This is a genomic window from Bacteroides ihuae (assembly GCF_900104585.1).
Classification (GTDB): Bacteria; Bacteroidota; Bacteroidia; order Bacteroidales; family Bacteroidaceae; genus Bacteroides; species Bacteroides ihuae.
In genome coordinates, this window is sequence record NZ_FNVX01000005.1 from 676,173 (window position 1) to 702,143 (window position 25,971).

Consider the following 25,971-nt stretch of genomic DNA (forward strand, 5'->3'; position numbering starts at 1 on the left):
CCTTATGAAACAGTTATTCATTATATTGGCATTCCTTGCCACCGTGACCTTCTCGTCATGCTCCGATTTTCTGGAGGAAGATGTGAGAGGACAAGAGAATCTTGACACCTACTTCCAAAGTGAAGCAGATGCAGAGGCGTTCCTTACTGGCTGCTACAATGCAATCACTTACCATGGTTGGTGGCAGATTGAAAATTTCTGGATATTATCCGATATGTGTAGTGATGACCTTTGGATGGGTAACACCACGCAGGATCAAAGCGGATATCTCTCTCTTGCACACTATCAAGGTGTAGGACAGAGTAACGGTACTGTCTCAAACTTCTGGCAATATCGCTACAAAGGCATCTTGCGTTGTAACATTGCTATTGAAAACATTCCAAAGGCGCCCATTCTCGATGAGAATAAAAAGAATCGTCTGATAGCTGAGGCAAAGTTCCTACGTGCTTACTTCTACTTTGAACTAGTGAAGAACTTTGGTGGTGTACCTATTATCGATGGTTTCTTGTTGCCCGAAGAGGTGACTGGCATCACTCGCTCGAGTGTGGAGGAGGTTTATGCACTTATAGAAAAAGACTTGACAGATGCTGCTGCTGCACTTCCGCAACCCAGTGAATTGTCTGCAAGCGATGTAGGTCACGCTACTCGTGGTGCCGCGCTGGGAATGTTGGGCAAAGCATATCTCTATCAAGATAAATTTGAAGAGGCTAAAACGACTCTCCAAACAGTTATCGATGAAAAGGAATATGAGCTGATGCCCGATTTTGGTGATGTATGGAGCATTGATGCAGAGAACAATAAAGAATCACTCTTTGAAGTTCAAAATGCTTATGATGAAACGTATGATCTCGGAGGTAGCTTGTCTATCGTGACAGGTAACCGTTCGGGTGGTGATCAAGATGGTTGGGCATGGGGATTGCCTACTGCTAACCTCGAGAATGCTTTCATTGAAGCTGGAGATACAGAACGTTTGAAGTGGACAATCATCAAGAATGGTGCAACAGAAATTGCAGGAGAAGATAATTTTACTGAACTCATTGCCGCACAAGGTGACCAAAATGGGGATGGTACTTATTGTATTGAACCAGCTAAACATAAGTCGGCTCGTATCAACCGCAAATTCTATTTGCCATATGCCAAACGTCCCGAAAATTATAATCAGCCAAAAGTTCCATTGAACCACCGCATCTTGCGTTATGGAGATGTTTTGCTGATGTATGCTGAAGCGTGCAATGAAACGAATGATGATGTAAATGCGCGCAGTGCCTTGAACCAAGTGCGCAATCGTGTTCACTTGGGTAATGTTGAGACTAGCGGTAATGAACTTCGTGATGCTATCCGTGCAGAACGTCGTCTTGAATTGGCATGTGAGAATCACCGCATCTATGACCTTCGTCGTTGGACGGATGATAATGGCAAGAAGGATATCTGCAATGTAATGGGACCAAATGGATCATTTGTTGCGTATAATACGAATGAGGCAACAGCCGACTCGTATGAGTGGGAAAATCAATACGAGCCTAGTAATAAAGGCTATACTTTTGATGAGAACCGGGACTTACTCTTCCCAATTCCTTTGTATGAAATAACAATGTCCAATGGCTCTATTGTACAGAACCCTGGATGGAATTAATATTTCAATAGGTTGTTTATATGCTGTCGCGGGTAGTTTGCGGATTATCCGCGACAGTTCTTTAAATGAATAATTATGATAAAATTTAAATATTTACTTTGTGCCCCTTTACTATCTGTAGTTTTGGCTTGCAGTGACGACTCTCCGAAGAATGAAACGTCTGACACAGATCCTGGAACTACAGTCAGTGTGGAAAAAGTGATCAAGATAGATGTTGGACAAACTTTTCAGACAATTACTGGTTTTGGCGCCTCAGACTGTTGGTCGCCCGCTTATGTAGGAAAGTATTGGACTACGAATCGGGATAAAATAAGTGAGCTACTTTTCTCTACTGAAATTCAATCTGGTGATCCCCAAGGAATAGGATTGTCCATGTGGCGCGTTAACTTGGGGGGCGGTAGTGCCGAACAGGGAGATGCGAGTGGCCTCGTAGATAAATCACGTCGTGCAGAATCTTATCTGACGGATAATTTGACTCTTGACTGGATGCGCTGTGAAGGACAACGCTATTTTCTGAATCGTGCCAAAGAATTTGGTTGTGAGAGCGTTGTCCTTTTCAGTAACACTCCACCTGTGCAATATACGTACAATGGTAAAGGCTTTTCTGCCCGTGGCGGTGTGTCCAATCTGAAGAGTGAGCATTATGATGATTTTGCGGCTTACATGTCTGATGTAGCACAACACTATGTAAACTTGGGTTATCCGGTGACGCATATTTCGCCTGTCAACGAACCTCAGTACAACTGGGACAGTGGTCAGGAAGGAAGCGGTTGGACAAATGACGAGGTGGCATTATTGACTCGTGAACTGAATGGATCTTTAACTTCCCGCAATTTGTCCACAAACATCTTGCTGGGCGAATCGGGAGATTGGGAATATTTGTATAAGACGAAGAACGACGCTAATCGCAGTAATGTGCTTTCAGCTTTCTTTGATCCTGCTTCTTCAGCCTATGTAGGCGGATTAACTCATCTGGAAAAACTAATTTGCGGTCATAGTTATTGGACGGACGGCACGTGGGATGGCATGCGCGATGTGCGCTCAAAGGTTGCCCAGGCAGCGCAGCAGTACGATATAGATGTATGGCAAAGTGAGTGGAGTATGCTGGGTGATGGTTACAGTTCTTCTGAATTCGTAGGTTATGACGCAGCTTCTGAAATGGACATTGCATTGTATATGTCTAAAGTTATACATAATGACCTTACAGTGGCGGGTGTGTCTTCATGGAGTTATTGGACTTCGATGGATGTGTCTCGTTGGGGACATAAAAATCGCTTTTTACTAATATCATTAGTTCCGTCGGGAGGAGTTGATGGTGATATTCAGCAAGAAGGAACTTTTCAGGCTACTCCTACGCTTTGGGTATTAGGAAATTATAGCCGCTTCATCCGTCCCGGATACCGTCGTGTTTCTATTGAGCTGAATGAATCACGCAGCTTTTTCGCTTCAGCATGGATATCTCCAACAAGTGATAAAATTGTGATTGTTTATACCAATTTGTCCGATAAGGGCGTACGCCTTAACGAAACGCATGTAGGATGGAAGAGCGACGTAAAATCAATCAATACCTATACTACGACGGGCAGTAAAAGTTTGCTAGAAGGTAGCGTGACCGTCGGCCAGCCCGTCGTATTGGATGCTCAAAGTGTAACCACTGTCGTTTATAATCTATAATGATATAATTTATGAAGAAAGTCTTATACTTTATCGCCTTATTTACAGTGGTTATTTTCGCTGCTGTGCCTGCGAAAGCGCAAGTCTCGTTTGGTGACGCTAAAAGGTTTAATGACCGATGGCTGTTTAGCTTGTCCGATGATTCAACGTTTGTTCAATCCTCTTTTGATGATAGTCAATGGCGAAAGCTGACATTGCCACACGACTGGTCTATTGAAGGACAGTTATCTCCTTCTTTGGCTAGCTGTACCGGTTATCTGCCGGCAGGAATAGCTTGGTATCGCAAACACTTCAATATAGCGGATAAAGCCGCACGCCATTATATTTATTTTGAAGGAATCTACAATCGCAGTGAAGTTTATTTGAACGGACACCTTTTAGGCAAACGCCCCAATGGATATATTTCTTTCTTATACGACATGACATACTATCTGAAAGAGGGGGATAATGTATTAGCTGTTCGGGTTGATCATAGCCGTTATGCAGACTCACGTTGGTACACCGGGTCGGGTATTTATCGTGATGTATGGATGATCGCTGCTCCAAATACACACTTTGCCCAGTGGGGAGTTGCCTGGCATGCAACTTCTTTGACTGATAAGATGGCTACGATTGCTGTAGATATGGATATAGAGAAACATGTAGATGCTGCTGGTAAACTGGAATTGCAAGCCACACTCTTTGATGCCGAAGGAAAACAAGTAGCTAAACGAAGCGTTCGTGTTTCTGACGGGAAAAAAGGAATAACCAAAGAAACACTTTCACTGAAGGTGTTGAGGCCGCAGCGTTGGGATTTGGACTCTCCTTATCTTTATACATTGAAAACAGAATTGTTAAGTAATGGAAAGCGTATTGATGGTAGTGAGATTAAAGTCGGCTTACGTACGCTGAAGTTTGATGCAAATAAAGGTTTCGCACTGAATGGCAAGTGGATGAAAGTAAAAGGAGTGTGTCTGCATCACGATGCCGGCGTACTTGGTGCGGTGGTGCCTCGCGATGTGTGGAAACGTCGTTTGAAAAATCTCAAAGAGATAGGAGTGAATGCTATTCGCATGAGCCATAATCCTCAAGCTCCGGTCGTTTATGACCTGTGCGACCAATTGGGGTTACTTGTTATGGATGAGGCTTCTGATGAGTGGGAATTCCCCAAGCGTAAGTGGATAAAAGGCTGGAATGTAGGCGAACCCGGTTTTGACGGCTCTTTTGATTTCTTTGAGGAGTGGATAGAGCGAGATGTGACTGATATGGTACGTAGAGACCGTAATCACCCATGTGTCTTTTTATGGAGCATAGGTAATGAGGTGGATTATCCGAATGATCCTTATTCTCATCCTATATTGAATGGTTCCACTATCAGTCAACCGATGTTTGGTGGATATAATCCCGATGCTCCAAATGCAAAAAGAATAGGAGCTATCGCTAAGCGATTGGCAGCTTGTGTGCGTGCTGTCGACACTTCACGAGCTATAACCGGAGCACTTGCCGGTGTTGTCATGTCTAATCAGACTGAATACCCTCAGGCAATAGATGTTGTGGGATATAATTATACGGAGGATCGCTACGACTTAGATCATGCAACTTATCCTAACCGCGTCATCTATGGCAGTGAAACTCGTTCTGATTACGAAGCTTGGTGCTCTGTACGTGATAAAGAATTCATCTTCGGTCAATTCATCTGGACGGGTACAGATTATCTTGGTGAATCAGGTCGTTGGCCTTCTCGTGGACTTTATACGGGATTACTTGATTTGGGAAGTTTTACCAAACCTCGCGGGCATTTCCGTGCTTCATTGTGGAGTGAGAATCCGGTTACTTATATCGGAACCTATCCTAAACACAATAATCTATCTATTGATGCTTGGGATAGCTGGAACTATGAAGCAGGTCAGGAAATTCGCGTAGTATGCTATACCAATGCTCCCCAAGCTCGTTTATTGTTGGATGGTGAAGTAGTGGGAGAGATGAAGTCTTATGATATGAATACCGGAATAATCTACTGGGATATTCCTTATCAGCCCGGAGAGTTGAAAGCAGAAGGTTGCACTAAGGCAGGTGACGTTTTATCGAGCTATTCGATAAAAACATCCGGACGTCCGTATGCATTAAGAGTGAGTGCTGATCGTCAGATACTTTCCGGTGAAGGCTCTACTGCCCATATTACTATAGAGGTGGTTGATGAGAACGGTATCGTAGTGAAACTTGCCGACAACAATATTACATGCGAGATCGAAGGTCCTGCTCGTCTTTTAGGGCTTGAAGGCTCAGACAATTATGATATGGGCGATTATACCGACCACCGTCAACGTGTTTTCCGCGGTCGTCTGCTGGCTTATGTACAAACTGTTGGAAAGGAAGGAGAAGTGCGGGTTAAGTTTTCGTCACCATTATTGAAAGGGGCTGAGGCTGTTTTGCAGGTTGAGAATAAGTGATAATGATAAGGTTGCCTATTAAAACTCTGAAAAGGAGCTAACATGGGCTTTCGGGGTTTAACTTCTGGCGCTTTATCAGTAAATCATTTAAAAAAGGCTTGGAGATTTTTCTCTAAGTCTTTTTTTGTTAAGAGTCCAGATTATGTAGATTCCTCATTTATTACACCCCTCAAATTCTCTATTATTGCTATTCAATAATTAGAACGATGTCGGAACTATTGTTGTATTTTTCCCATCTTCAATTCTGTTTTAAGAATCTCGTACACGTAGGCTGAACTCTCAATATATAGTCCGGTGGATTCGTTCGAGAGCTTTTCAAATGTTTCTGAATTATGGAATAGGCTTATTGCCGTAGGGAGATCCATATCATTTTCCTGCATCAGGTAGGCAACGATATCCTTGGTAATTCCCTCTATAAGATATTGCACTTTCTTGTTCATAGTTTTTTCAGATATGCATTTGCTTTCTGCGTGTGAAAGAAATACTGAGATGATATTTTCTTGTACTTGAGTCCGTTTACTAACATAGCCAAATCAATAATACCATCATCAAAATTACGAAATAGCGTAGCAATAGTATCATCAGCTACCGGACCAATAACAATGTCGTATTCATGAGTTGAATGTTTTTGCTTTTTGCTTCGATTATCCATCACAAATAATGCCCACTCCTCATTGGGTTCGTCAAAACGCTTAATCGACAGTGAAGTGTCGTTCAATGCACCTTCTTCGTCAAACTCAAAACAGGAAACGAGAGGATCTCCACCGTAAATTGATGCTGTACGCCGAGCCATAAGTGTTGCTTGTTCCTTCATTTCTGTCAGATAGAAACCTTGTCCGAAATCCTTGTAGGGTTTGCATTTGGTAAAGTCGATGACTTTGATATCCGTATTTGATCCGTGATATAACCTCATAATATTCCCCCTCCATTATTATAGCAAACACGAGCCAAATCCTGTACACTATCATCCATAGACAGTAGATGCTCTGCTTCGTAATGCTCGGTAAGAAAATCAAATCCTTTGTGACGATTCAGGTAGTTGCTTGCCTCTCGGATAGTCATATTATATGCTTTGGCAAACTCGCTGATAACGGCAATCACGTACCCAATAATGTGTTTTTCAATATTGCGAGAGCCGACCAGGCGTATGGTTGCCGACATATTCAAAGCCTCCAATACTTTGGTTACGGTTTTTATGGTTAAGCCTTTACCGCTCTCGATTTTTGATATCTGAGCTTTGCCCACGCCGACTCTTATACCAAGCTCCTCCTGCGTCAGACCACGTCGGATTCTCTCTTCACAAATCAATGCTCCGATTTTATTAATGTCTACATTCATATGCTATCTCATTTCCTACAAAGATATATAAATGTTTCCGATTTAGGAAACTTGAAAGAGATAATTTTACTATAGATGGTTCAATCTGTTGTTCAAACTGGGACGAAATTTCAATAGAACATAGTAACCGCTCTGGATGAATATCTAATTTTAGTGGAAAAGTGGACACTTAGTCATTGGTCGTTATTATTTAATGTCGTAGTAACAAAAAAAGGCTTAGAGAAATTATCTCCAAGCCTTTTTTCTTAAGTGACCCGCCTGGGGCTCGAACCCAGGACCCCAACATTAAAAGTGTTGTGCTCTACCAGCTGAGCTAGCGAATCAATCCTTTATCGCTGTTAAGCGGGTGCAAATGTAGATCGAATTATCGAAACATCCAAATGATTCTAACTTTTTTTATTATCTTTGTGTCGGAGATCATACGCTTTATTCATGAGGTACCAATAGCTATTTACTTGATTATCAACTTTGAATAAAGCTTATTTAATGAATCGTTTTTATACCTAAAATTATTTATATTACTTGTTTATGGCTGACGATAAAAAGATTATTTTCTCGATGGTTGGGGTTAGCAAAGCTTTTCAACCAAACAAAAATGTACTAAAAAACATCTATCTATCATTCTTCTATGGTGCCAAGATCGGTATCATAGGTCTCAATGGTTCGGGTAAGTCTACTGTGCTAAAAATTATTGCCGGTTTGGAGAAGTCATATCAGGGAGAGGTCGTTTTTTCTCCTGGTTATTCAGTTGGCTATCTGGCACAGGAACCTCATCTTGACGATAACAAAACGGTGAAAGAGGTGGTGATGGAAGGGGTGCAATCTGTAGTAGATGCACTTGCGGAATATGAAGCAATCAACCTGAAGTTTGGCGAACCGGAGTATTATGAGGATGCTGATAAGATGGAAAAACTCTTTGCCCGCCAGGCAGAGTTGCAAGATATTATCGATGCTACTGATGCGTGGAATCTGGATAGCATGCTAGAGCGTGCGATGGATGCTTTGCGTTGTCCGCCCGAAGATCAGCCCGTGAAGAACCTTTCAGGAGGAGAACGTCGTCGAGTGGCACTGTGCCGCTTACTACTGCAGAAACCCGATATCTTGTTGCTCGATGAGCCTACCAACCACCTTGACGCAGAGTCTATCGACTGGTTGGAGCAACATCTGCAACAATATGCAGGAACGGTTATTGCCGTGACCCATGACCGCTACTTCCTCGATCATGTAGCCGGATGGATTTTGGAGCTCGATCGTGGCGAGGGCATTCCATGGAAAGGAAACTACTCTTCTTGGTTGGAACAGAAAACCAAACGTATGGAGATGGAAGAAAAAACAGTCAGCAAACGTCGCAAGACACTTGAACGTGAGCTCGACTGGGTACGCATGGCTCCCAAAGCTCGTCAAGCAAAGGGTAAGGCTCGTCTGAACTCTTACGACAAATTGCTCAATGAAGATCAGAAAGAGAAAGAAGAGAAATTGGAAATCTTTATTCCCAACGGACCACGTTTGGGAAATAAAGTCATTGAAGCCAAAGCTGTAGCCAAGGCGTATGGCGATAAGTTACTGTTTGATGATCTGAACTTCATGCTTCCTCCCAATGGCATTGTAGGTATAATAGGACCCAATGGTGCCGGTAAAACGACTCTTTTCAGACTTATTATGGGTATGGAGAAGGCCGACAAAGGCGAGTTTGAAGTAGGAGAGACTGTAAAAGTAGCCTACGTAGACCAACAGCACAAAGATATTGACCCCAATAAGAGTGTCTATCAAGTTATCTCAGGTGGCAATGAACTGATGCGTTTGGGTGGACGAGACATCAATGCTCGTGCATATCTCTCTCGCTTCAATTTCGCAGGAGGTGACCAAGAAAAGCTTTGCGGAGTTCTCTCGGGTGGTGAGCGAAATCGTCTTCATCTGGCCATGGCTCTTAAAGAAGAAGGTAACGTGCTCTTACTCGATGAGCCAACCAATGATATTGACGTGAACACCTTGCGCGCACTCGAAGAAGGTCTGGAAGATTTTGCCGGCTGTGCAGTGGTGATTTCCCACGACCGTTGGTTCCTCGACCGTATCTGTACACATATTCTTGCTTTCGAGGGCGATTCTAACGTATTTTATTTTGAAGGATCTTATTCGGAGTATGAAGAGAATAAAATGAAACGTTTAGGTAATGAAGAACCCAAACGTGTGAGATATAGAAAGCTGATACAAGGATAATTTGGTTTTCAATCATACTATTTTAGATTGATAATTCTCAATTTGTATTCTATAAAGTTAGGGCTGAACTCGCATAAGTTCAGCCCTTTTGATGAGTATACCTTTTGTTTTAAAATGAAACACTTTCGTAACAAATAATTCGAAATGAGTGAGATAAAGAAAACTGATGCATAGGCGTTTTTTTTAGTATTTGCAGATTTTTTATTATTTAATTAGCTAAAAATGAGCATTTTAATTATGCTTGTCGACGAAGTGCATTAATCTAAAGCTTTAGTACCTTTTGTTTCTTAATGGGAATGTAATATATTAGGTGCTCCATGCTTTGGTTTATTTGCACTTTTTTCATAATTTTGCATCAATTAAATAAAGAATTTCTAGTTTATCACTAAATCTTTTCATTTTATGTTAAAAAGAGTCTTATTTTCGGCTTTAATGGCTGTGTTGGCCTTTACGGTCAATGCACAGGTTACAACTGCCAGTATGAACGGTAAAGTGACTGCCGGTGGCGAATCTGTTATTGGAGCTACTGTTCAGGTAGTACACGAGCCTTCAGGTACAAATTATGGTACGACTACGAATGCTGATGGTCGTTTTTCATTGCAAGGTATGCGTACGGGTGGTCCGTACAAGGTGACGGTTTCTTATATTGGTTATCAATCAGCAGTTTACAAAGGAATCGCTCTTCAGCTTGGTGAAACATATAGCTTGAATGTGATACTGAAAGAATCTACTGAACTATTAGATGAAGTTGTGATACAAGCTAGCCGATCTAAGTTTGCTGGAGAAAAAACGGGTGCAGTTACCAATGTTAATAATGAGCAGATGCGTATGCTTCCTTCTATTACTCGTAGTTTGGGCGATTTTACGCGTCTATCTCCCTATTCTGGTAGTGGGAAGAGTTTTGCCGGACGTGATGGTCGACTGAATAATGTGACTATCGATGGAGCTAATTTCAATAATAATTTCGGCCTTAGTGATGCACTTCCGGGTGGTGGAAATCCAATTTCTATCGATGCTATTGAGGAACTACAGGTGAGTATCGCGCCTTATGATGTACGTCAGGCTAATTTTGTTGGTGCTGGCATTAATGCCATTACTAAGAGTGGTACTAATACATTTAAAGCCTCAGTTTACCATTATTTTCGTAACGAAAAGATGAGAGGTAATACTGTTGACGACTATGACTTAGGAACTCGTTCACCTGAATCAACTAAGACATCTGGATTTACTTTTGGCGGTCCTATTATAAAAAATAAATTGTTCTTTTTTGTAAATGCTGAAAAAGAAGATTCTCCACAACCTATTCATAAGTGGAAATTATCTACTGATGGAGTTGCCAATGCTGGTGCAATGATAAGCCGTGTAACTGAAAAAGACATGTCGGATTTCGCTTCAGTCTTGAAAGATAAATATGGCTACGATGCAGGATCATATACAAATTATGATGGTGGTACGGTAAATAAAAAGTTATTGGCTCGTATTGATTGGAACATCAATGCAAATCATAAATTTACAGTTCGTTATAATTATACTAAGAATACATCGGATGTAGCTACGAACGGTAATTCGGCACCTAATCCCAGAACTACAAGTAATCGTATTTCGCAAAATGGGATGGCCTTTTTAAATAATTGCTATACGATGGATAATCTGGTGAAGTCAGTGACTGCAGAGTTAAATAGCCGTTTCAATGCTAAAATTTCTAATCAAATTTTGGGAACATATACTAAGATCGAAGATATGAGAGGATCTGGTTCGAGTCCATTCCCTCATATTGATATCTTGAAAGATGGTGACGCTTTTATGAGTGCAGGCTATGAACTCTTTTCTTGGAATAATGGTGTAAAGAACGACATTTATACTATTGTTGATAACTTCTCTTATTCGGTAGGTAATCATAAGTTTACTGCTGGTGTCAGCTACGAGGATCAGTCTGTCTCTAACTCGTTTATGCGTTATGGAACAGGATACTATCGTTATGCTAGTTATGATGACTTTGTGAATGGTGCTGCTCCTAATGCATTTGGCCTTACTTACGGGTATGGTGGAAAAGCTAATCCCGCTGCTGAACTAAGATTTGGCCAACTAGCTTCATACATTCAAGATGAATGGAATGTAAATGATAGATTCAAATTAACCGCAGGTTTGAGAGTAGATTATACTATGTATTTGAACGATTTAGAAGAAAACATAGCTGTTTCTAATCTTTCTTTTATTAATGGATACAAGATTGATACAAGCTTATGGCCAAAATCTAAAGCTTTACTCTCTCCTCGTGCTGGGTTCAATTGGAATGTATTTGGAGATAATTCTCTGAAGGTGCGCGGAGGTACAGGTATTTTCACTGGACGTATTCCTTTGGTATTCTTTACTAATATGCCAACTAATAGTGGAATGGTTCAAAATACTTATGAAACGACTAGTGCTGCAGTTCTAAGCAAACTTGCCGGTGGTGTGTTGACTGATGTAAATAAAATGAAAGAAGTTCTTTCATTACCTGATCAAGCAGCAGGTACGGCTCCTAGTTCTTTAGCAGCTGTTGACCGTAATTTCAAGTTGCCACAGGTTTGGAAAAGTACATTGGCAGTTGACTATCAACTTCCTGTAACCATCCCAATGACACTTACTCTTGAAGGTATGTATTCTAAAGACCTTAATGCAGTATCTCAGCAAAACGTGAATATGATTAATACTGATGGATTATCAAAATTCTCTGGTGTCGATCAACGTTTTATTTATCCAGGAAGAGATGCTTCAAGAATCAATGCCCCAATATCTGAAGCAATGGTGCTGAAAAATAATAGCAAAGGATACGGTTATACATTGAACGCCACACTGACTGCTGATCCATTGAAAGATTTGAATGTAATGTTGGGATATACTCATACTGTTGTTAAAGAGATCTCTGGAAACCCTGGTAGCCAAGCTTCATCTGCATGGAGCAACCAACCTTCTGTTAATGGTCCTAACCAAGTTGGTTTGCAAAATTCTCAATATGTAACTCCTAATAAGATTGTAGCATCGTTATCTTATCGTTTACCTTCTTGCTCTGTTTGGAATGGTACTACTATCGGAGTGTATTATGCTGGTTATAGTACTGGTCGTTATAGCTATGTATATTCTAACGACATGAACCAAGATGGAATTAATATGGATTTATTGTATATCCCGGGTTCTAAAGATGAACTCAAGTTTGCTGATGCAAATGGATTCACCGCTGCTCAGCAAGCTGATGCATTTTGGGCTTTTGTTGAACAGGACTCTTATTTGAAGAACCATAAAGGAGAATATGCTGAAGCTTACTCTGCATCTCTTCCTTGGGTTAATCGCTTTGACTTAAAATTCGCAAAAGAATTTTATGTAAATGTAGGAAAAATGAAGAATACTCTTCAGTTCAGTTTTGATGTGCTCAACATCGGGAATTTATTAAATGATTCATGGGGAGTTACAAAAACAACTTCTTCAAGTAACTATGGTAAAGTTCTAAAGTATGCTGGTAAGGATGCTAATAATGTTCCTATTTATAACATGAACTATAACACTGTAGATGGTAAAAAAGAGTTGATATCCAAGACATTTGAGAAATACAATAATTCATCTAACTGCTGGCAGTTACAGATAGGTGTCCGTTATATCTTTAATTAATGGAATCTATTTAGAAAGATTACTTTCTTATTGAATAATAGCTCAAGCTTGGTAATACAATGCTTGGGCTATTTTTTTATTGATATAAGCTGATTTCACTTTTGATAGAGACCTTTTTATATCCCCACTTCCATAATCACCGGATTGTGATCGCTACACAAGTCCAAATTTGGAGAGAAGTACCGGATGCCTTGTAGTTCGGCGGAGTGGAAGATGTAATCAATGCGTAGCATGCGTTTGTAATAGCGATAAGTATACGCATACCCATGCCCACAAGTTTTAAAGCCATCCTTTAGGTTACCTTTGATCTTATGATATGCATGCGAGGAAGGTATTGAGTTGAGGTCATTACAGAGTAATACAGGGTGGGGGCTTTGCAGAGAAAGCTTGTGTATAATCTGAGCCTGCTGTTCTCGTTTTATGAAATTCTCTTTTGTGATCCTCATTATATCATATATAACACCTTCTATACTCTCATTTCCCATTTCCAATTCTTCCTGTAGCCTTTTTCTGTTCTGTGATAAGCTGGTGGTCTGCAGATGGTTATTGAATATACGCACCTTTTTATTGCCTATTGATATATCGCACCATAAGCTACAGTTATTGCTGTTAGTGTACATCGTTAGCTCATTCTTTGCAATGGGGTATTTACTGAATATGGCCAGAGGGATCAGGTCTAAATTAGCGGGAGTCATCACATTATATTTCCATGTCGAGAAAGCTGTCTTGATACTGTCTACTGTAAATTCTTTGGTTGCCATGAACTCCTGAAAGCAGATCACATCCACCTTCTGTTCGTTCATGTATCGGGCTATTTCTTTGCAAGAGTGTCCGTCGGTTTCCTTACCAAAGTTATGCACGTTGTAAGTTGCTACTGTTAGGCTTTTATGTCCGGGTGGTAATGCCTTCTCTCTTAGTTGAAATTGGAGTATGCTGCTTAAAAAGCCTGAATTGGCAATAATGGCCATAATAGGAATCCATACCCAAAAACGTCGGCGTATGGCCCAATAGATGATAAAAAAAATATTTAATAGGATTAATGCAGGCAAGAATAAGCCCAAAAAAGCTAAGAACACAGATTGTGAGGGAGGTACATAGCGTGCAAATGCTCCAGCTATGGTTATGCCTCCTAAAAAGATAGTGATTGATAAGAACAGAGTGTGCAAGAATTTGCGTAAGGTTACAGTTGTTCTTTCCATTAGCTACTCAGCCATTTGTTAAGTGTTTCTTTGAGATCTGTTTGCGAAATCGGTTTCGTAAGAAATTCATTGCATCCAGCCTCATTGGCAGCCTCTCGATCATACGCATACGCATACGCACTGAGTGCTATTATAGGAATGTCGATAGAAGACTTACGAATCTCTTTCGTGGCACTTAGCCCATCCATGTTAGGCATCTTGATATCCATTAAAATCAAGTCCGGTCTTATTTTATCGTACATTTGAACAGCTTCAACGCCATCTTTGGCACGTAGTAAGTTATATGTCTTGCCCAAAATGGCATTCAATAGATCGAAGTTACTGTCGGTATCTTCCGCAATCAATATGGTAGCAGTCGTTCTTTCTTTATTAGAGCAATCATCCTGTTTTGTTGCTATCTTCTCCATTTCTAATTCCTTTCTTCTCTTTTCTTCATCTGTCTCAGGTGTTTGACAAGGTATGCAGAAGGTAAAAGTTGATCCTTGGCCAACTTTTGATTCTACCGAGATGGTTCCGCCCAGTCGTTCCACAATCGTTCGGCAGATGGCCAATCCTAGTCCCGTACCTTGAGCAAAATTATTTACTTTTACAAATCTATCGAAAACTTGTCCCACTTTATCTTCAGATATGCCTATTCCGGTATCTTTTACATAGAAAAAGATAAACTCTCCTAATTTCTTGTATCCGTAGTGAACGCTCCCTTCTTTTACAAATTTAAAGGCATTGCCGATTAGATTGGATAGCACCTGAAATATGCGATTTTTATCTGAAGTTATTTCTAATCCCGGATCCGATTCATCAAATATCAATGTTACATTTTTCGGGCAGCGGAATACATGTGCGTCATAAGTTTCGCGACATAGCACGTGTAGGTTAACATTGTCTAATGTAAATTCCACAATTCCCGACTCAATTTTTGATAGATCCAGAATTTCATTAATCAATTGTAGCAGTCTCTCATTGTTTGCTTCAACGATGTTATAGTATTCCATTCTCTCGTCGGTGTTGTCACTGTCGGCTATAATTCTGGAGAATCCTACGATGGCATTGAGCGGAGTTCGTATTTCGTGGCTCATGTTGGCTAAGAAAGCTGATTTTAGTTTATCGGACATTTCAGCTCTTTCTTTTGACGCCAAAATCTCTCGTTTCATCATTTCCTGCTGCGTGATGTCCCATTCTATATTGATGATGATAGGCGAGAAATCTTTATTTTCGATAAAAAATTTCCGTCTGTCCAATATGATTGGCATCCCGTGCTCATCTACACTTTCAAAGATATCATGAATCTCTTTCTTGCTTTTGACCACATTCATATCCTCTACTCTTTTTTGTTGTGCTGCTTCGAAAGGGTGGTAGTCAAAATCACTCTTCCCTATGGAGGAGTTGTAATCTTCAATTATTTTGTAATTAGCTTCTCTATTTCGGTATATATATTTGAAAGCATTAGTGACGTCTTTCACAACAATGCTGGCCGGTAGATTCTTCATTGTTGTATCCATTATCATATTAAGCCTTTTCACCTGAGACTCATACTTGATACGCTCTGATACGTCACGTCCGAACACCCATATACTTTTTTCTCCGGTATCGCTGTTAACGCAGTATACTGTTTCTTCAAAAGCCAGTATTTCTTTATTTTCGGGAAAAGGATTGTAGGTAATAAAATTCTTGCTACTTCCCGTTTGGGTGCAGGCGAACACTTTATTCCATTTTCCCATATTTATGGTGCCATAGGGCATCTGGTCTACTTTAATTTCAGATAAACTTTTATAGTTAGGAATTCTATGATGCTGCTTAAACTTGCGATTGCCAAAGATTAGCGTCCCATCTTTTTTTGCAGCAAAGATATCTTCGGTAGCATTGTTAATGGCGCGGGTAAGTATATTGATATCATGCTCTCGCCTTTTAATGTCGGTAATGTTTTGTGTGTATCCTTCAATCATATCGAGGGATCCATCATCATTTAATTTAATAACAAGCTTCTCTGTTTTGAGATAATCAAGTTGTTTGTTGTGATACACTTTGAATTCAAAACTATTCTCTTCTGGCGTCTTCGCATTGTTCAGTAACCATTCTTCCAAAGGCTTTCTATCTTCTTCTAGTACGTTTTTTAAGTATTTTTTGAATGGCATTCGTTGAATTTCATCTCCAGGTAAAAAGGTATTACTATATCCATAAAATTCTAACATGGCATCTTCCTGAGTGTAGATCCATTGTCCTATGAGTGATGATTTTTGTATGACCTTGAGTTTTTGGTTGGCTTTTTCCAACTCTAATCTAACATTGCATCGTTCGGTGATGTCTCTAAATTGGCAGAGTACCATATCATCGAGTGGGTACATGACGCATTTAAAGTAGAAGGTTTCTTTCTCCAGTGGTAATTTATAATTCTTGTTGACGACGGTTTTTTCGTTTTGTACACGTTTAAATTCAGGGTATATTTTATTATACGTATGCTTAGGTAATATTTCAAATATGTTTTTGCCTAATAATATATCTTCTTGCAGAAACCATAAGCTACTGTGTGTGGCGATATCTTGACAGATCCCCTTTGAATCGATTAAAAGCATCGTGTCAGCAGTCATTTGCAATATCCTGTCGGAATAAGTTGCATCGTGTAATATTCTTTTCATACCGTATTTTGGATCTGAAGAAACCTGGAAATGGCACAAAAGTACATAAAATAGTTTATACTTGTACGGATGTAATGTTAAAAATTAGCTTTTATTATTTGATCTTCTTGCTTTTTCCCATACACCACTGTCCTTGTGTGCCCATAAATATGCAATACCTTTGAATACACTAATGTTCATAAAGAAGAAGTAGTATGGTATGAAAAGAACTTTAGCTTTTATTTCCTTAGCCGATAAATATTGTCCGTAAATTGCAGTCAGATAAAATAATATCTGTAGAACCATTATTATTCCATATGTAATGTACGATTTTCCATACGAGAGCAAGATTACATTCAGGGGGAAAAGCAAAAAGAGTAACACTGGTGTGAGTGACCAACGCAATACCCGGTGAGATATATACTGGAAATTTAACATTCCATACTTCAAAGGATTGAGTAACGCTCGTAGTCGCCAGATAGATTGCAATCCTCCGGCTGAAATACGTATTTTTCGTTTTTCTTCTTCTTTTATGTCCGCTGATCCACTTTCTACAGCATACGCCTCGCTGCAATAATCAATCTTATAACCTTGCATGGCAATGCGTAGAGAAAGCACAAAGTCGTCCAAAAGCGTGTCCGGATCCATCTCGCAGAATAACTCCCTGCGTACGGCAAATAGTTCACCCGCTGCCCCTACAGCAGAATAGAGTCTTGCATCTAAAGCTTTCAGTGTAGATTCATACTTCCAATAAAAGCCTTCACCACCTGCCGCCGCTCCATCCTTTGTTTGCACAGTGATGCGCTTTTCTCCCGCTACGCATCCCACTTTAGGGTCAGCGAAAGCTTTTACAATGTTGCGTACTGCCTCAGCGTTTATCATTGTGTTAGCATCCGTAAACACCACTATAGGTGTTTTCACTAACTTCATACCTCTGTTCATGGCTGCTGTTTTGCCTTGCCGCTTTGGCTGAAATAACACTTTCGCTTCCGGCCACCTTTTCAATCGTTCATTGGTAGCGTCACTGCTTCCGTCCGTCACCCATACGATGTGTAATTTTTCTTCCGGATAATTTAGCTCCAGCGAATTACTCATCTTCTCGTCTACTATCATTTCTTCGTTGTAGGCAGTGATGAACAGCGTCACTTCCGGTAGCTCTTCGTCTTTCGGCAGGATGAAACTTTTGGGCTTAGCAAAAGCCTCTTTTATCTTTACCATTGCATACAGAAGTATGCCATAACCTATGTAGGTATAGAATACGATAAACAGGGATATCCAGAAGATTATTTCAAGAGTTTTCATTGGGTGTTTTATTATGGTCTATCTTTATTTGTAAGGGGCTCCTAAGAATAGAGTGTTGAAGAATTTATTTCTTTGAATCAGCTTTATTATAAATATGCAGATTTGAATAAGTATAATTGATATTATGGGTGTAATTACTAAATTATATAATAAGAAATTTATTCGAGATAGATCTAGAAGCTTAAGTATATTTCCTTCAAAAAACAAATGAATCACATATATGCCGAGCGTGTATTTTCCTACATTATTGATCCGTTTTAGCTGAGGTATATAAATACTTTGTAACATTAAGAAGATTGATATACTTCCTAATACTCCTATAAGATATCTATATGAAATAATTTCAAATCTAGGGATAAAGTCGAAAAAAAGAATACTTTGATCTTTTATGTCGTAGAAACTCATTCCTGTTATATAGATGTAGTATTCTTTTTTCCAATTTAGAAGCAAAACAATAAAGAAAATAGATGATAGGATCATTATCTTTCTTCTGTTCAAAGTAACCCATTCAATATTTTTATGTAAAAAATATCCCATCCAGAAGAATGGATACATAAACTTGTCCAAACTGATCCTAAACATATCTGGAAGAAGTAGCATAAGTATAATAGATATAACACAAGCTAGGTAGTCTTTACGAAAGATGAGTATGCTCACAGAAACTGCTATATAGCAAATAAATACCGATCTTAGGAACCAAAAACGTGTAGCTGTTTCGTAGAGTAAAGTTTGAATTCTTTCTGTAATATAAATCGGTTTTCCTTCGTTGTATATGTAACAAGTTGTTAGAATGAGTAAGATTATTGACCACCCGAAACAAGGAATAATGAGCTGTCTGAATTTCTTTTTTGTAAGTTTGAAGAGGTTACTGCTTGCACTTCTATCAAAGAAGAAGCCACTCATTACCATGAAAATGGGCATATGAAACGAGCATATAAATATGTAAATAGGGTTGTACCAAAAGTCATTGTCACTTCCCATATTTTGTATGGAATGCGCCCAAACTACCAAGAAGATGCATATTCCTTTGATAAAATCAATAGATTCTATTCGTGCATGTTTGCCTAATATCATTAATTGTTGCTATTTAATAAGGTTTGATTTTTTATCTTTATACCTCTTTTTTGAGAAAAATAGCCCTGTTGCATTTCTTACTCCTTTAACTAATCTTTTAGCAAAACTGTTGAGTAGAGATCCGTCAGCTCCCACAGTACCATATCCGGTTATGGCTCGTGCTTTTCTGCTTCGTACAAATGCTATTTTACCAAATTTCTTCAGACCCAAGGCCAGTGATCCGTCCTCACCTCTGATGATGTCTACACGTATGCCTACTGTCTTTGCATAGGCGGTGTTGTAAGCAAAAACCAACCCTCTAACACTTAATTCAGGACGTTTGAACGATTGGATAAATAAATAAAGATCTCTTGATAGCTCATAAGCTTTGAGACCTATCCAAGAATGTTGCTTGTCCGGAATATAGCTCCATAAAGAACTTACTGCAACAATGCCTGGCTTCTCCAATTTATTCACCATCGTCTCCACATATTTAGCTGGATACATGCTATCCGCATCAATATTGATGTGATATTTTCCTTTTGCATGTTCTAATCCGCATCGTCTGGCATATCCGCAGCTATGCTGAAACTCGTTGTAATAAGGTATGCCTAGTGCTTTGAAAACTTCTTCCGTTTTATCTTTGGAGTCATTATTTACGCCAATAATTTCCACCGGATATTTGCACTGCATTTCGCTAAGCGACCACAAGCAAGCCAATAAATGTTTTTCTTCGTTGTAGGCTATCACCGATACCGTAACCAAAGGTTCCTCGCTTTGTGTTATTTGCAGTTTATTGCGTACATCGTTGACAATCCGTTGTGGAGCTTCACTAAATGGTTTTTCGTATACTTCGATGTATTTATTATACCAAGACATATTGTGCTGATTTTAGTTATTAGGCTTGTTTTTGAGTAATTCCAGAAATAGCTCTGACCATTGAGACATTACATTGTTGGGTAAAAACTTTTTCACATTTTCTCTAGCTCTCTTTCCCATCTGTTTTCGTAATTCTTCATTTTCAATAAGGAAATTGATTTTTTCGGCTAATTGTTTTATGTTTCCGTTTTCTACAATTATTCCATCTTTTCCATCTTCAATGATGTCTGATGCTCCGTATGGGCAATTGAATGCAATACATGGAATTGCGCACGACATTGCTTCTAATAATACTAATGCGAAGCCTTCCCATCTAGAACTTAATACATAAATACTGCTTTCCATATACTTCTCATAAATATGTTTAGTCGGTTTATGTATTGTAATAACACTATCTAGTTGTTTTTCTTTTATTTCTTGTAGAAGTGCCTCTTTCATTTCACCTTCGCCATAAATTTCCAAAATCCATTCTGGGTGTATCTTATTTACTAATTCCCATACTTTAATGAGCATATCGTATCCTTTTTGCTCCGTTAATCTTCCGACACTTATCACTTTCTTCTGATTATTTAATGTCTTTATTTCGGAAGGATAATTAGCAATCATGTTAGGAATTATAACTGCTTTTTTTATCGCTCCCCATTCTTTGGCATCGTCTTGAGTCAATGTAACTAGAGCATCGCAACGTTTAATATATCGGTATAATTGTCTGTCAGCTATTGATGATGCCAATTTGAAAATAAGATTTCTTCGTTGAATAGATCTTTTTCCTATAGCCATTTTAGCTGAATGCGACTCTATAATTTTTTTAGATGTATCTTGTAAATGTATAATAGCATTTATGTCTAGGAATGAATATGTTGTGCAGATAGTAATATCAGGTTTTATCAATTTCACATGATGAGCAATTTCTTTTTTGAACCGATGTTTCATTTTGATGTAAATGAAAAAACGTTTTAATAAACCATATTTATATCTTGTGTGAAATGGGATTCCAAGATCAATATGTTTAACTTTGGGAGAAAGAGGAAATGCGATGGGATGTAACCCTTGTTCGTAAGTAATAACGGTAATATCATATCCTAATTTCTCCGATAAATAATTCATCTTGTTTATTAGAATTTTTTCGACTCCGCCAATTATTGCGAATGATCGAAATATATAAATAATTTTCATTCTACGGTTGGTTAAGATGTTGTTTTATTACGTTTTCGATATGTCTTCAATAGTTTGATGTATGATAAGAGTAGAATATTGATGATAGGATTTGGCAATTTACTAAAGACATAAAAACAAAGATTGAGCATTTTATATTTTTTGAAGTTTGCTATTTCTGTAAGAGGAAGTGGGTGATTTAGCAATTCTTTGATACTGAAAAATTGTACTTTAGGCTCTATGAAGTTTCTTTTATCAATAATGACTGCTGCAGCATCAAAACATTGCTTTGTAGACTTTGTTACTACGTTTTCATAATATGGTTTGTTTTTAAATATAATGCTTTTCGTCTTGCAATAATTTCGAACGTACATACGTTCCATTATTTCTTCTAGTGGAATTTTGTTTCTAGCTTGATATTGAGATAAGGAACCCTGATGTTTTACGTATGTATATGTCACGTTAGGTAGAAATGTAGCTTTTTTAATGAAAGGGACTATATCAAAAGAAAAGAGTTCATCTTCACCGGAAATAATTGATTTAAATTCCAATTGGGTTTTGTGTAGAAAAGAAGTACGGAATAAAATATTCCAAATAAAAAGTGAACGAAGGTTTATGCGTAAATTTTCATTCATAAATGCAGCTAATTGATCATCACCATCAAAGATTAATTGAGGAAGTATATGCTTCTTACTGTTTTTATCGGATATTTCTTCATATGATGAATAGGTTGCTTCTGAATCAGTTTCTTTGATCGACTTATAAAGAATTTCGATACAATCAGGAGTTATTAAATCATCACTATCTTGAAAAAACAAGTAATTACCTTTTGCTTCTTTTAAAATAGTGTTTCGAGCAGCCGCTACTCCTCTGTTTCTATCGTGTGCTACAATACGGATAGCTTCACCACGTTCATGTTGTCGCTGTATATCTTGAACAATATTAACGGAATTATCTGTACCCTTATCGTCAATAATAAGAAATTCAATGCTTTCAAAGGTTTGATTTAAAGCTGACTCTATAGATTGTTTGATATACTTTTCGGCATTATAAAGTGGCATTCCAATTGTTACTTCATACATATTTATTTAGATTTAGTTTTTTTTAGCTACTTTTATCAATGATTCAAAAAGCTCTTTCCATTGCATACCTATATTTTCTATTTTAAAAAGTTCTGCATTAATACGAGCTTTTTTTCCCATTTCTCTCCTAACTTCATCATGTTCAATTAGGTAGCAAATTGCTTCTGCTAATTGTTCAATATTTCCATTTTCTACAAGTAGTCCATCTTGTTTATCGTGGATGATATCTCGTGGTCCGCAAGGACAGGCAAACGAGATCGGAGGAACACCGCAAGCCATGGCCTCAATTATAACCATGCCAAACCCTTCGTATCTGGATGAGAGAACAAAAATGGAACTTTCGGTGTATTTATCTGTAATTTGTTCAGTGGCATCTTCTAGATGTAACGATTCGAGACTATACTTTTCTTTTAGAGTATAAAACTCGTCCTTATCCCCATCTCCATATATATAGAGTGACCAATCAGTGTGCCGTGGGGTTACTATTCGCCAAGCTTCAATGAGCATATCGAACCCTTTCTGATGAGTATATCTTCCAACAGCTATTATTTTTTTTTGATTGCAATTAGAAGTTTTGGAAGGCAAAAAAGGTAAAGGATTGTGAATGACACTTGTGTTGTTTAGGTATGCCCAATTTTTTTGGTCTTCTACTGTTAGTATCACAAACTTATCAAGTGTTCTAACCTTTTGATTGAGTTGCCACATCCAAAGTATTGATAATACTCGCTTTATAAAGCCAATTCCTTTTTCACTAGATAGTTCTCGGTAATTTTGTTTGTTAACGTGGAGTTCACCTATTTTAATGCTACCGTCTTTTATTGTTGTGATAAAGTTTATTTCTCTTCTGAGCATTGAAACTGTAATGTCTGGGCGTATGCGCATAAGACAATCTGTCAGGCGTTTTTTGTAGAATCTTTGTTTTCTCAGATATATAAAGACCTTTCTATATAGCGTTTTATTCCACAATTCGTTATAGTTTATATCCAGATGCTCTATGTGAATTTTGGAAGATAACTCGTAAAAGGGCTTTTCGTTCGCTCCGTCTGTTAGAATGATAGTGACATCATAGCCCATTTGCTCGGCAAAGTAGTTTGCTTTGATGGTCAGCACACGTTCCATTCCTCCGGCAATGTAGAGTGATGGTAGGCAATAGGCTATTTTTAGTTGTTTCATTTGGCCGTCATTTTAAAGAGAGCATTAATTACTTTGTTCATTTGTTCTTTCCAAGAGAGATGGCTGATGGATGAGCGTATCTCATTTGGGTGCCACATATTGCTTCGATAGAAATCAATTAATTGGCTGATGTCTACTGCCGATTCGTCGGCTGGTACCTTAATAACATAAGGTTGATCATCGAAGTCACGATCTGTTTCGGAATATATAAATGGAATTCCTCTTGCAGCATACTCTCTGTTTTTTAGCGTTTTAATATGTGTGATACCACTCCTGTGACGTCCTAAGCTTCCTATGGCAAAGTCTGCTTGTTCAAATAGTTCATCCAGTTCTCTCCCATGTTTTGCTCCATGCAATATTACAAATCTCTCTAAATGATTTTTAATTATAGAAGATAAGATTTCTTCTTTTTCTCGTGAACCACTGAAGTTGCCAACGATATGAAAATAAACATTGTAAGTGCTAAGGTTAGAGAAATCGGCTATTCCTTCAATGATTCGGTCAAATCCGTGCCAATAATGTATTTCGGCTACTCCAATCAAATGAATACTATGACTTGTATCATTGGTTTTCTGTTTTAACTTTATGGCAGAAAAATCAATTCCATTAGAGATTTGTATAGTTCGTTGTCCAAAAATTACTGCTTCGCTAGAAAAGGTGATAATGGCATCAAGTTGCTTAGCCAAGGACTTTCTGAAGCATCTATCTATTAGGAGATCCCATTTTGCGCCTAAAGTGATATATTCCTGGTCGTATGGATAAGTAGGTATTTCCATGACCACTTTGGCACCGTGCTTTTTCAGTTGTTTTACTAAATGAATGGTGAATGGATTGGAGTTGTGATAAGAGCGCATGTAAACAAATAATATGTTTTCTTTTTTAACATAATCGCTAATGGCACTATAACAGCATCTTTTCCTTATCTTAGCAACCGTACCTGTGCCGAGATCTACAAGAGTTTCTTCGTCTATCATCCATTTGCGATGTCCTAGGTCATCCACAGCATAATAGCAGGTACGCACATCCAATCCGCACTCCTGAAGTGCCTTTACCTGATAACGAATCTTTTTACTAATGCCGTTAAATTCTTCGAAACCATGGAAAATGAGAAAGAGTGCTTTCATCGCTTTATCCAATTTTTTATTGTTCCTACTATGTCATACTCTTTGGTAAACTGTATGTAACATCCAAATATAATAAGAAAAAGAAGACCTTTTACACAAAGGGTAAAAAAAATATTCATTCCGTTTACAAATTGGTTGACGGGTAGCAATACTGCTACAAGCAACAGGCTAATTAAGAGTGGTGAGCGCAGCTGACTGACAAAGGGGATCAGGCTGCGACGCTTAAAGGTGACGTGGTACATCTGCCAGTAACACTGCACAAAGTTGATGGTAAAGGTGATGCAAATGCATGCGGCTAGAGCTTCTAGTGTGCCGAAGAAAAAGATACCGATTAGCATTCCGGATACGTTGAGTATGGAAGAGAAGAGCCCACAAATGAAGAGGCTGCGCGTGTCTCCGGAGGCCTGAAAGATGGAGCCTGAGGAGGATAGCATGATCTGTATGCCTACTGAGAGGCTGAGTATGCGAAATACCGGAACGGAGGGCATCCATTGATCACCAAAAATGATTAGGGTAACTTCTTGGGCGGTGAAAAACAGCACTACACTTAGCGGCAAACCAATGAAGGCGAGGAAGCGAACAATCTTTTCGTAAGATGATGACAGTCGCTCGAGGTCATTCTGGAAGTCGCTCAGCACAGGGTGCATTACAGGGGTGATCACTTGCGTGATGTTTTGCAAAGGAAGCATCATCAGGCGATAGGATTTTTCGTAGTATCCCAACGGGCTCATGCCCATGTATTTACCTATAAGAAGTTTGTCGAGGTTGCGGCTGAAGTAATTGATGACGTTGAACAAGAATTGGTAGGCCGAGTAACTGAATATCTTACGAAGTGATTCGAGTCCTAATGTGAGGCGCATTTGTTGCGGGTATCTGCGAAAGGAAATACCCCAAATAAGCATACTCGATAGGATGGGACTGACGATGAGCGCATATAGTCCTGCTCCGGCTAAGGCCACACCAACGGCTAGTGCACCGGTGGCTATCTGAACAAGAAAACTACGCCAGGCAATGTATTTAAACTCTTTATTCTTATAGAATAGGGCATTGGGCACAATATTGATCGATGCAAAAAACAAGTTGATAGCAAGTAGCTGGCAAAGCGTGCGCAGAATGGGGCTGCCATACCATGCGGAAATGGGCCACGAGGCTCCGAAAAAGAGTAGAGCTAGTAAAATTCCCATCCAGATGGTGAACGAAAATATGTCCGAAAGATCACTCTTGGTTAGCTCCTTGTTCTGCACAATGGCAGGTGATATGCCCATATCAGTGAAGATGCCAAAGAATCCAATGATGACCGTGGCAATGGCTACCACCCCGAAGTCGTCGGGTGAGAGCAATCGAGCTAGTACACCTGCCACTACTAGCGAAATGATGATGCCTGAATATTTGGCCACGGCGGTGTAAAACACACCTGAGAATATTTCTTTCTTTATATCTGTCATTTTTATGAATG

The 25,971-nt window shown here is 39.0% G+C and carries 18 protein-coding genes and 1 tRNA gene; 5 read left to right on the top strand and 14 right to left on the bottom strand.

What is annotated here, in order from left to right:
- Positions 1-4 precede the first annotated feature (4 nt).
- The 3 genes from BQ5338_RS08220 to BQ5338_RS08230 all read left to right on the top strand — a co-directional run bounded on the left by BQ5338_RS08220 (position 5) and on the right by BQ5338_RS08230 (position 5,736).
- Entirely contained in the window at positions 5-1,633 is a 1,629-nt protein-coding gene (locus BQ5338_RS08220) for a RagB/SusD family nutrient uptake outer membrane protein (RefSeq protein WP_071146328.1), read from the top strand.
- Positions 1,634-1,708: 75 nt separating this feature from the next.
- Positions 1,709-3,307, top strand: a complete 1,599-nt coding sequence (locus BQ5338_RS08225; protein WP_071146329.1) for a glycoside hydrolase — start codon at positions 1,709-1,711, stop codon at positions 3,305-3,307.
- 11 nt (positions 3,308-3,318) lie between these two features.
- Positions 3,319-5,736 (top strand): glycoside hydrolase family 2 TIM barrel-domain containing protein, encoded by a 2,418-nt coding sequence (locus BQ5338_RS08230; RefSeq protein ID WP_071146330.1) that lies wholly within the window; start codon positions 3,319-3,321, stop codon positions 5,734-5,736.
- A 215-nt stretch (positions 5,737-5,951) separates the two neighbouring features.
- Here BQ5338_RS08230 and BQ5338_RS08235 read toward each other — a convergent pair whose 3' ends face one another.
- The 4 genes from BQ5338_RS08235 to BQ5338_RS08250 all read right to left on the bottom strand — a co-directional run bounded on the left by BQ5338_RS08235 (position 5,952) and on the right by BQ5338_RS08250 (position 7,397).
- Complete coding sequence (locus tag BQ5338_RS08235) at positions 5,952-6,176, bottom strand: hypothetical protein (RefSeq protein ID WP_071146331.1); 225 nt, start codon at positions 6,174-6,176, stop codon at positions 5,952-5,954.
- The gene (locus tag BQ5338_RS08240) at positions 6,173-6,649 is read right to left on the bottom strand and encodes a DUF3990 domain-containing protein (protein ID WP_071146332.1); all 477 of its coding nucleotides are present in this window, start codon (positions 6,647-6,649) and stop codon (positions 6,173-6,175) included. Before BQ5338_RS08240 ends, BQ5338_RS08235 begins: the two co-directional genes overlap by 4 nt.
- Complete coding sequence (locus BQ5338_RS08245) at positions 6,646-7,074, bottom strand: DUF3791 domain-containing protein (protein WP_071146333.1); 429 nt, start codon at positions 7,072-7,074, stop codon at positions 6,646-6,648. Before BQ5338_RS08245 ends, BQ5338_RS08240 begins: the two co-directional genes overlap by 4 nt.
- Before the next feature lie 250 nt (positions 7,075-7,324).
- A tRNA-Lys gene (locus tag BQ5338_RS08250) sits at positions 7,325-7,397 on the bottom strand.
- A gap of 205 nt (positions 7,398-7,602) precedes the next feature.
- On the opposite strand from BQ5338_RS08250, the gene ettA reads away from it, so the two are divergent.
- Both ettA and BQ5338_RS08260 read left to right on the top strand, forming a co-directional pair.
- Positions 7,603-9,291 carry an energy-dependent translational throttle protein EttA gene (gene ettA, locus BQ5338_RS08255; protein WP_071146334.1) on the top strand — a complete coding sequence of 563 codons (1,689 nt, stop codon included), beginning with the start codon at positions 7,603-7,605 and terminating at the stop codon, positions 9,289-9,291.
- 402 nt (positions 9,292-9,693) lie between these two features.
- The gene (locus BQ5338_RS08260) at positions 9,694-12,936 is read left to right on the top strand and encodes a TonB-dependent receptor (protein WP_071146335.1); all 3,243 of its coding nucleotides are present in this window, start codon (positions 9,694-9,696) and stop codon (positions 12,934-12,936) included.
- A gap of 116 nt (positions 12,937-13,052) precedes the next feature.
- On the opposite strand, the gene BQ5338_RS08265 is transcribed toward BQ5338_RS08260, so the two are convergent.
- From BQ5338_RS08265 to BQ5338_RS08310, 10 genes are all read right to left on the bottom strand, one after another.
- A complete protein-coding gene (locus tag BQ5338_RS08265; protein ID WP_071146336.1) occupies positions 13,053-14,135 on the bottom strand; it encodes an endonuclease/exonuclease/phosphatase family protein in 1,083 nt (360 codons plus the stop codon).
- Positions 14,135-16,768, bottom strand: coding sequence for a PAS domain-containing hybrid sensor histidine kinase/response regulator (locus BQ5338_RS08270; protein WP_071146337.1), 2,634 nt, complete (start codon positions 16,766-16,768; stop codon positions 14,135-14,137). The genes BQ5338_RS08265 and BQ5338_RS08270 overlap by 1 nt, the downstream gene beginning before the upstream one ends.
- A gap of 84 nt (positions 16,769-16,852) precedes the next feature.
- On the bottom strand, positions 16,853-18,049 hold the full coding sequence (locus BQ5338_RS08275) for a glycosyltransferase family 2 protein (RefSeq protein WP_071146338.1): 1,197 nt from the start codon (positions 18,047-18,049) through the stop codon (positions 16,853-16,855).
- 24 nt (positions 18,050-18,073) lie between these two features.
- Positions 18,074-19,123 (bottom strand): acyltransferase family protein, encoded by a 1,050-nt coding sequence (locus tag BQ5338_RS17200; RefSeq protein ID WP_071146339.1) that lies wholly within the window; start codon positions 19,121-19,123, stop codon positions 18,074-18,076.
- 9 nt (positions 19,124-19,132) lie between these two features.
- Positions 19,133-19,981 carry a glycosyltransferase family 2 protein gene (locus tag BQ5338_RS08285; protein ID WP_071146340.1) on the bottom strand — a complete coding sequence of 283 codons (849 nt, stop codon included), beginning with the start codon at positions 19,979-19,981 and terminating at the stop codon, positions 19,133-19,135.
- Positions 19,982-19,993: 12 nt separating this feature from the next.
- Positions 19,994-21,157, bottom strand: a complete 1,164-nt coding sequence (locus tag BQ5338_RS08290) for a glycosyltransferase family 4 protein (RefSeq protein WP_071146341.1) — start codon at positions 21,155-21,157, stop codon at positions 19,994-19,996.
- 11 nt (positions 21,158-21,168) lie between these two features.
- Positions 21,169-22,218, bottom strand: a complete 1,050-nt coding sequence (locus BQ5338_RS08295) for a glycosyltransferase family 2 protein (protein WP_071146342.1) — start codon at positions 22,216-22,218, stop codon at positions 21,169-21,171.
- 12 nt (positions 22,219-22,230) lie between these two features.
- A complete protein-coding gene (locus tag BQ5338_RS16705) occupies positions 22,231-23,391 on the bottom strand; it encodes a glycosyltransferase family 4 protein (protein ID WP_071146343.1) in 1,161 nt (386 codons plus the stop codon).
- Entirely contained in the window at positions 23,388-24,515 is a 1,128-nt protein-coding gene (locus BQ5338_RS16710; protein WP_071146344.1) for a glycosyltransferase family protein, read from the bottom strand. Before BQ5338_RS16710 ends, BQ5338_RS16705 begins: the two co-directional genes overlap by 4 nt.
- Positions 24,512-25,960 carry a lipopolysaccharide biosynthesis protein gene (locus BQ5338_RS08310; RefSeq protein ID WP_071146345.1) on the bottom strand — a complete coding sequence of 483 codons (1,449 nt, stop codon included), beginning with the start codon at positions 25,958-25,960 and terminating at the stop codon, positions 24,512-24,514. The genes BQ5338_RS16710 and BQ5338_RS08310 overlap by 4 nt, the downstream gene beginning before the upstream one ends.
- Positions 25,961-25,971 lie beyond the last annotated feature (11 nt).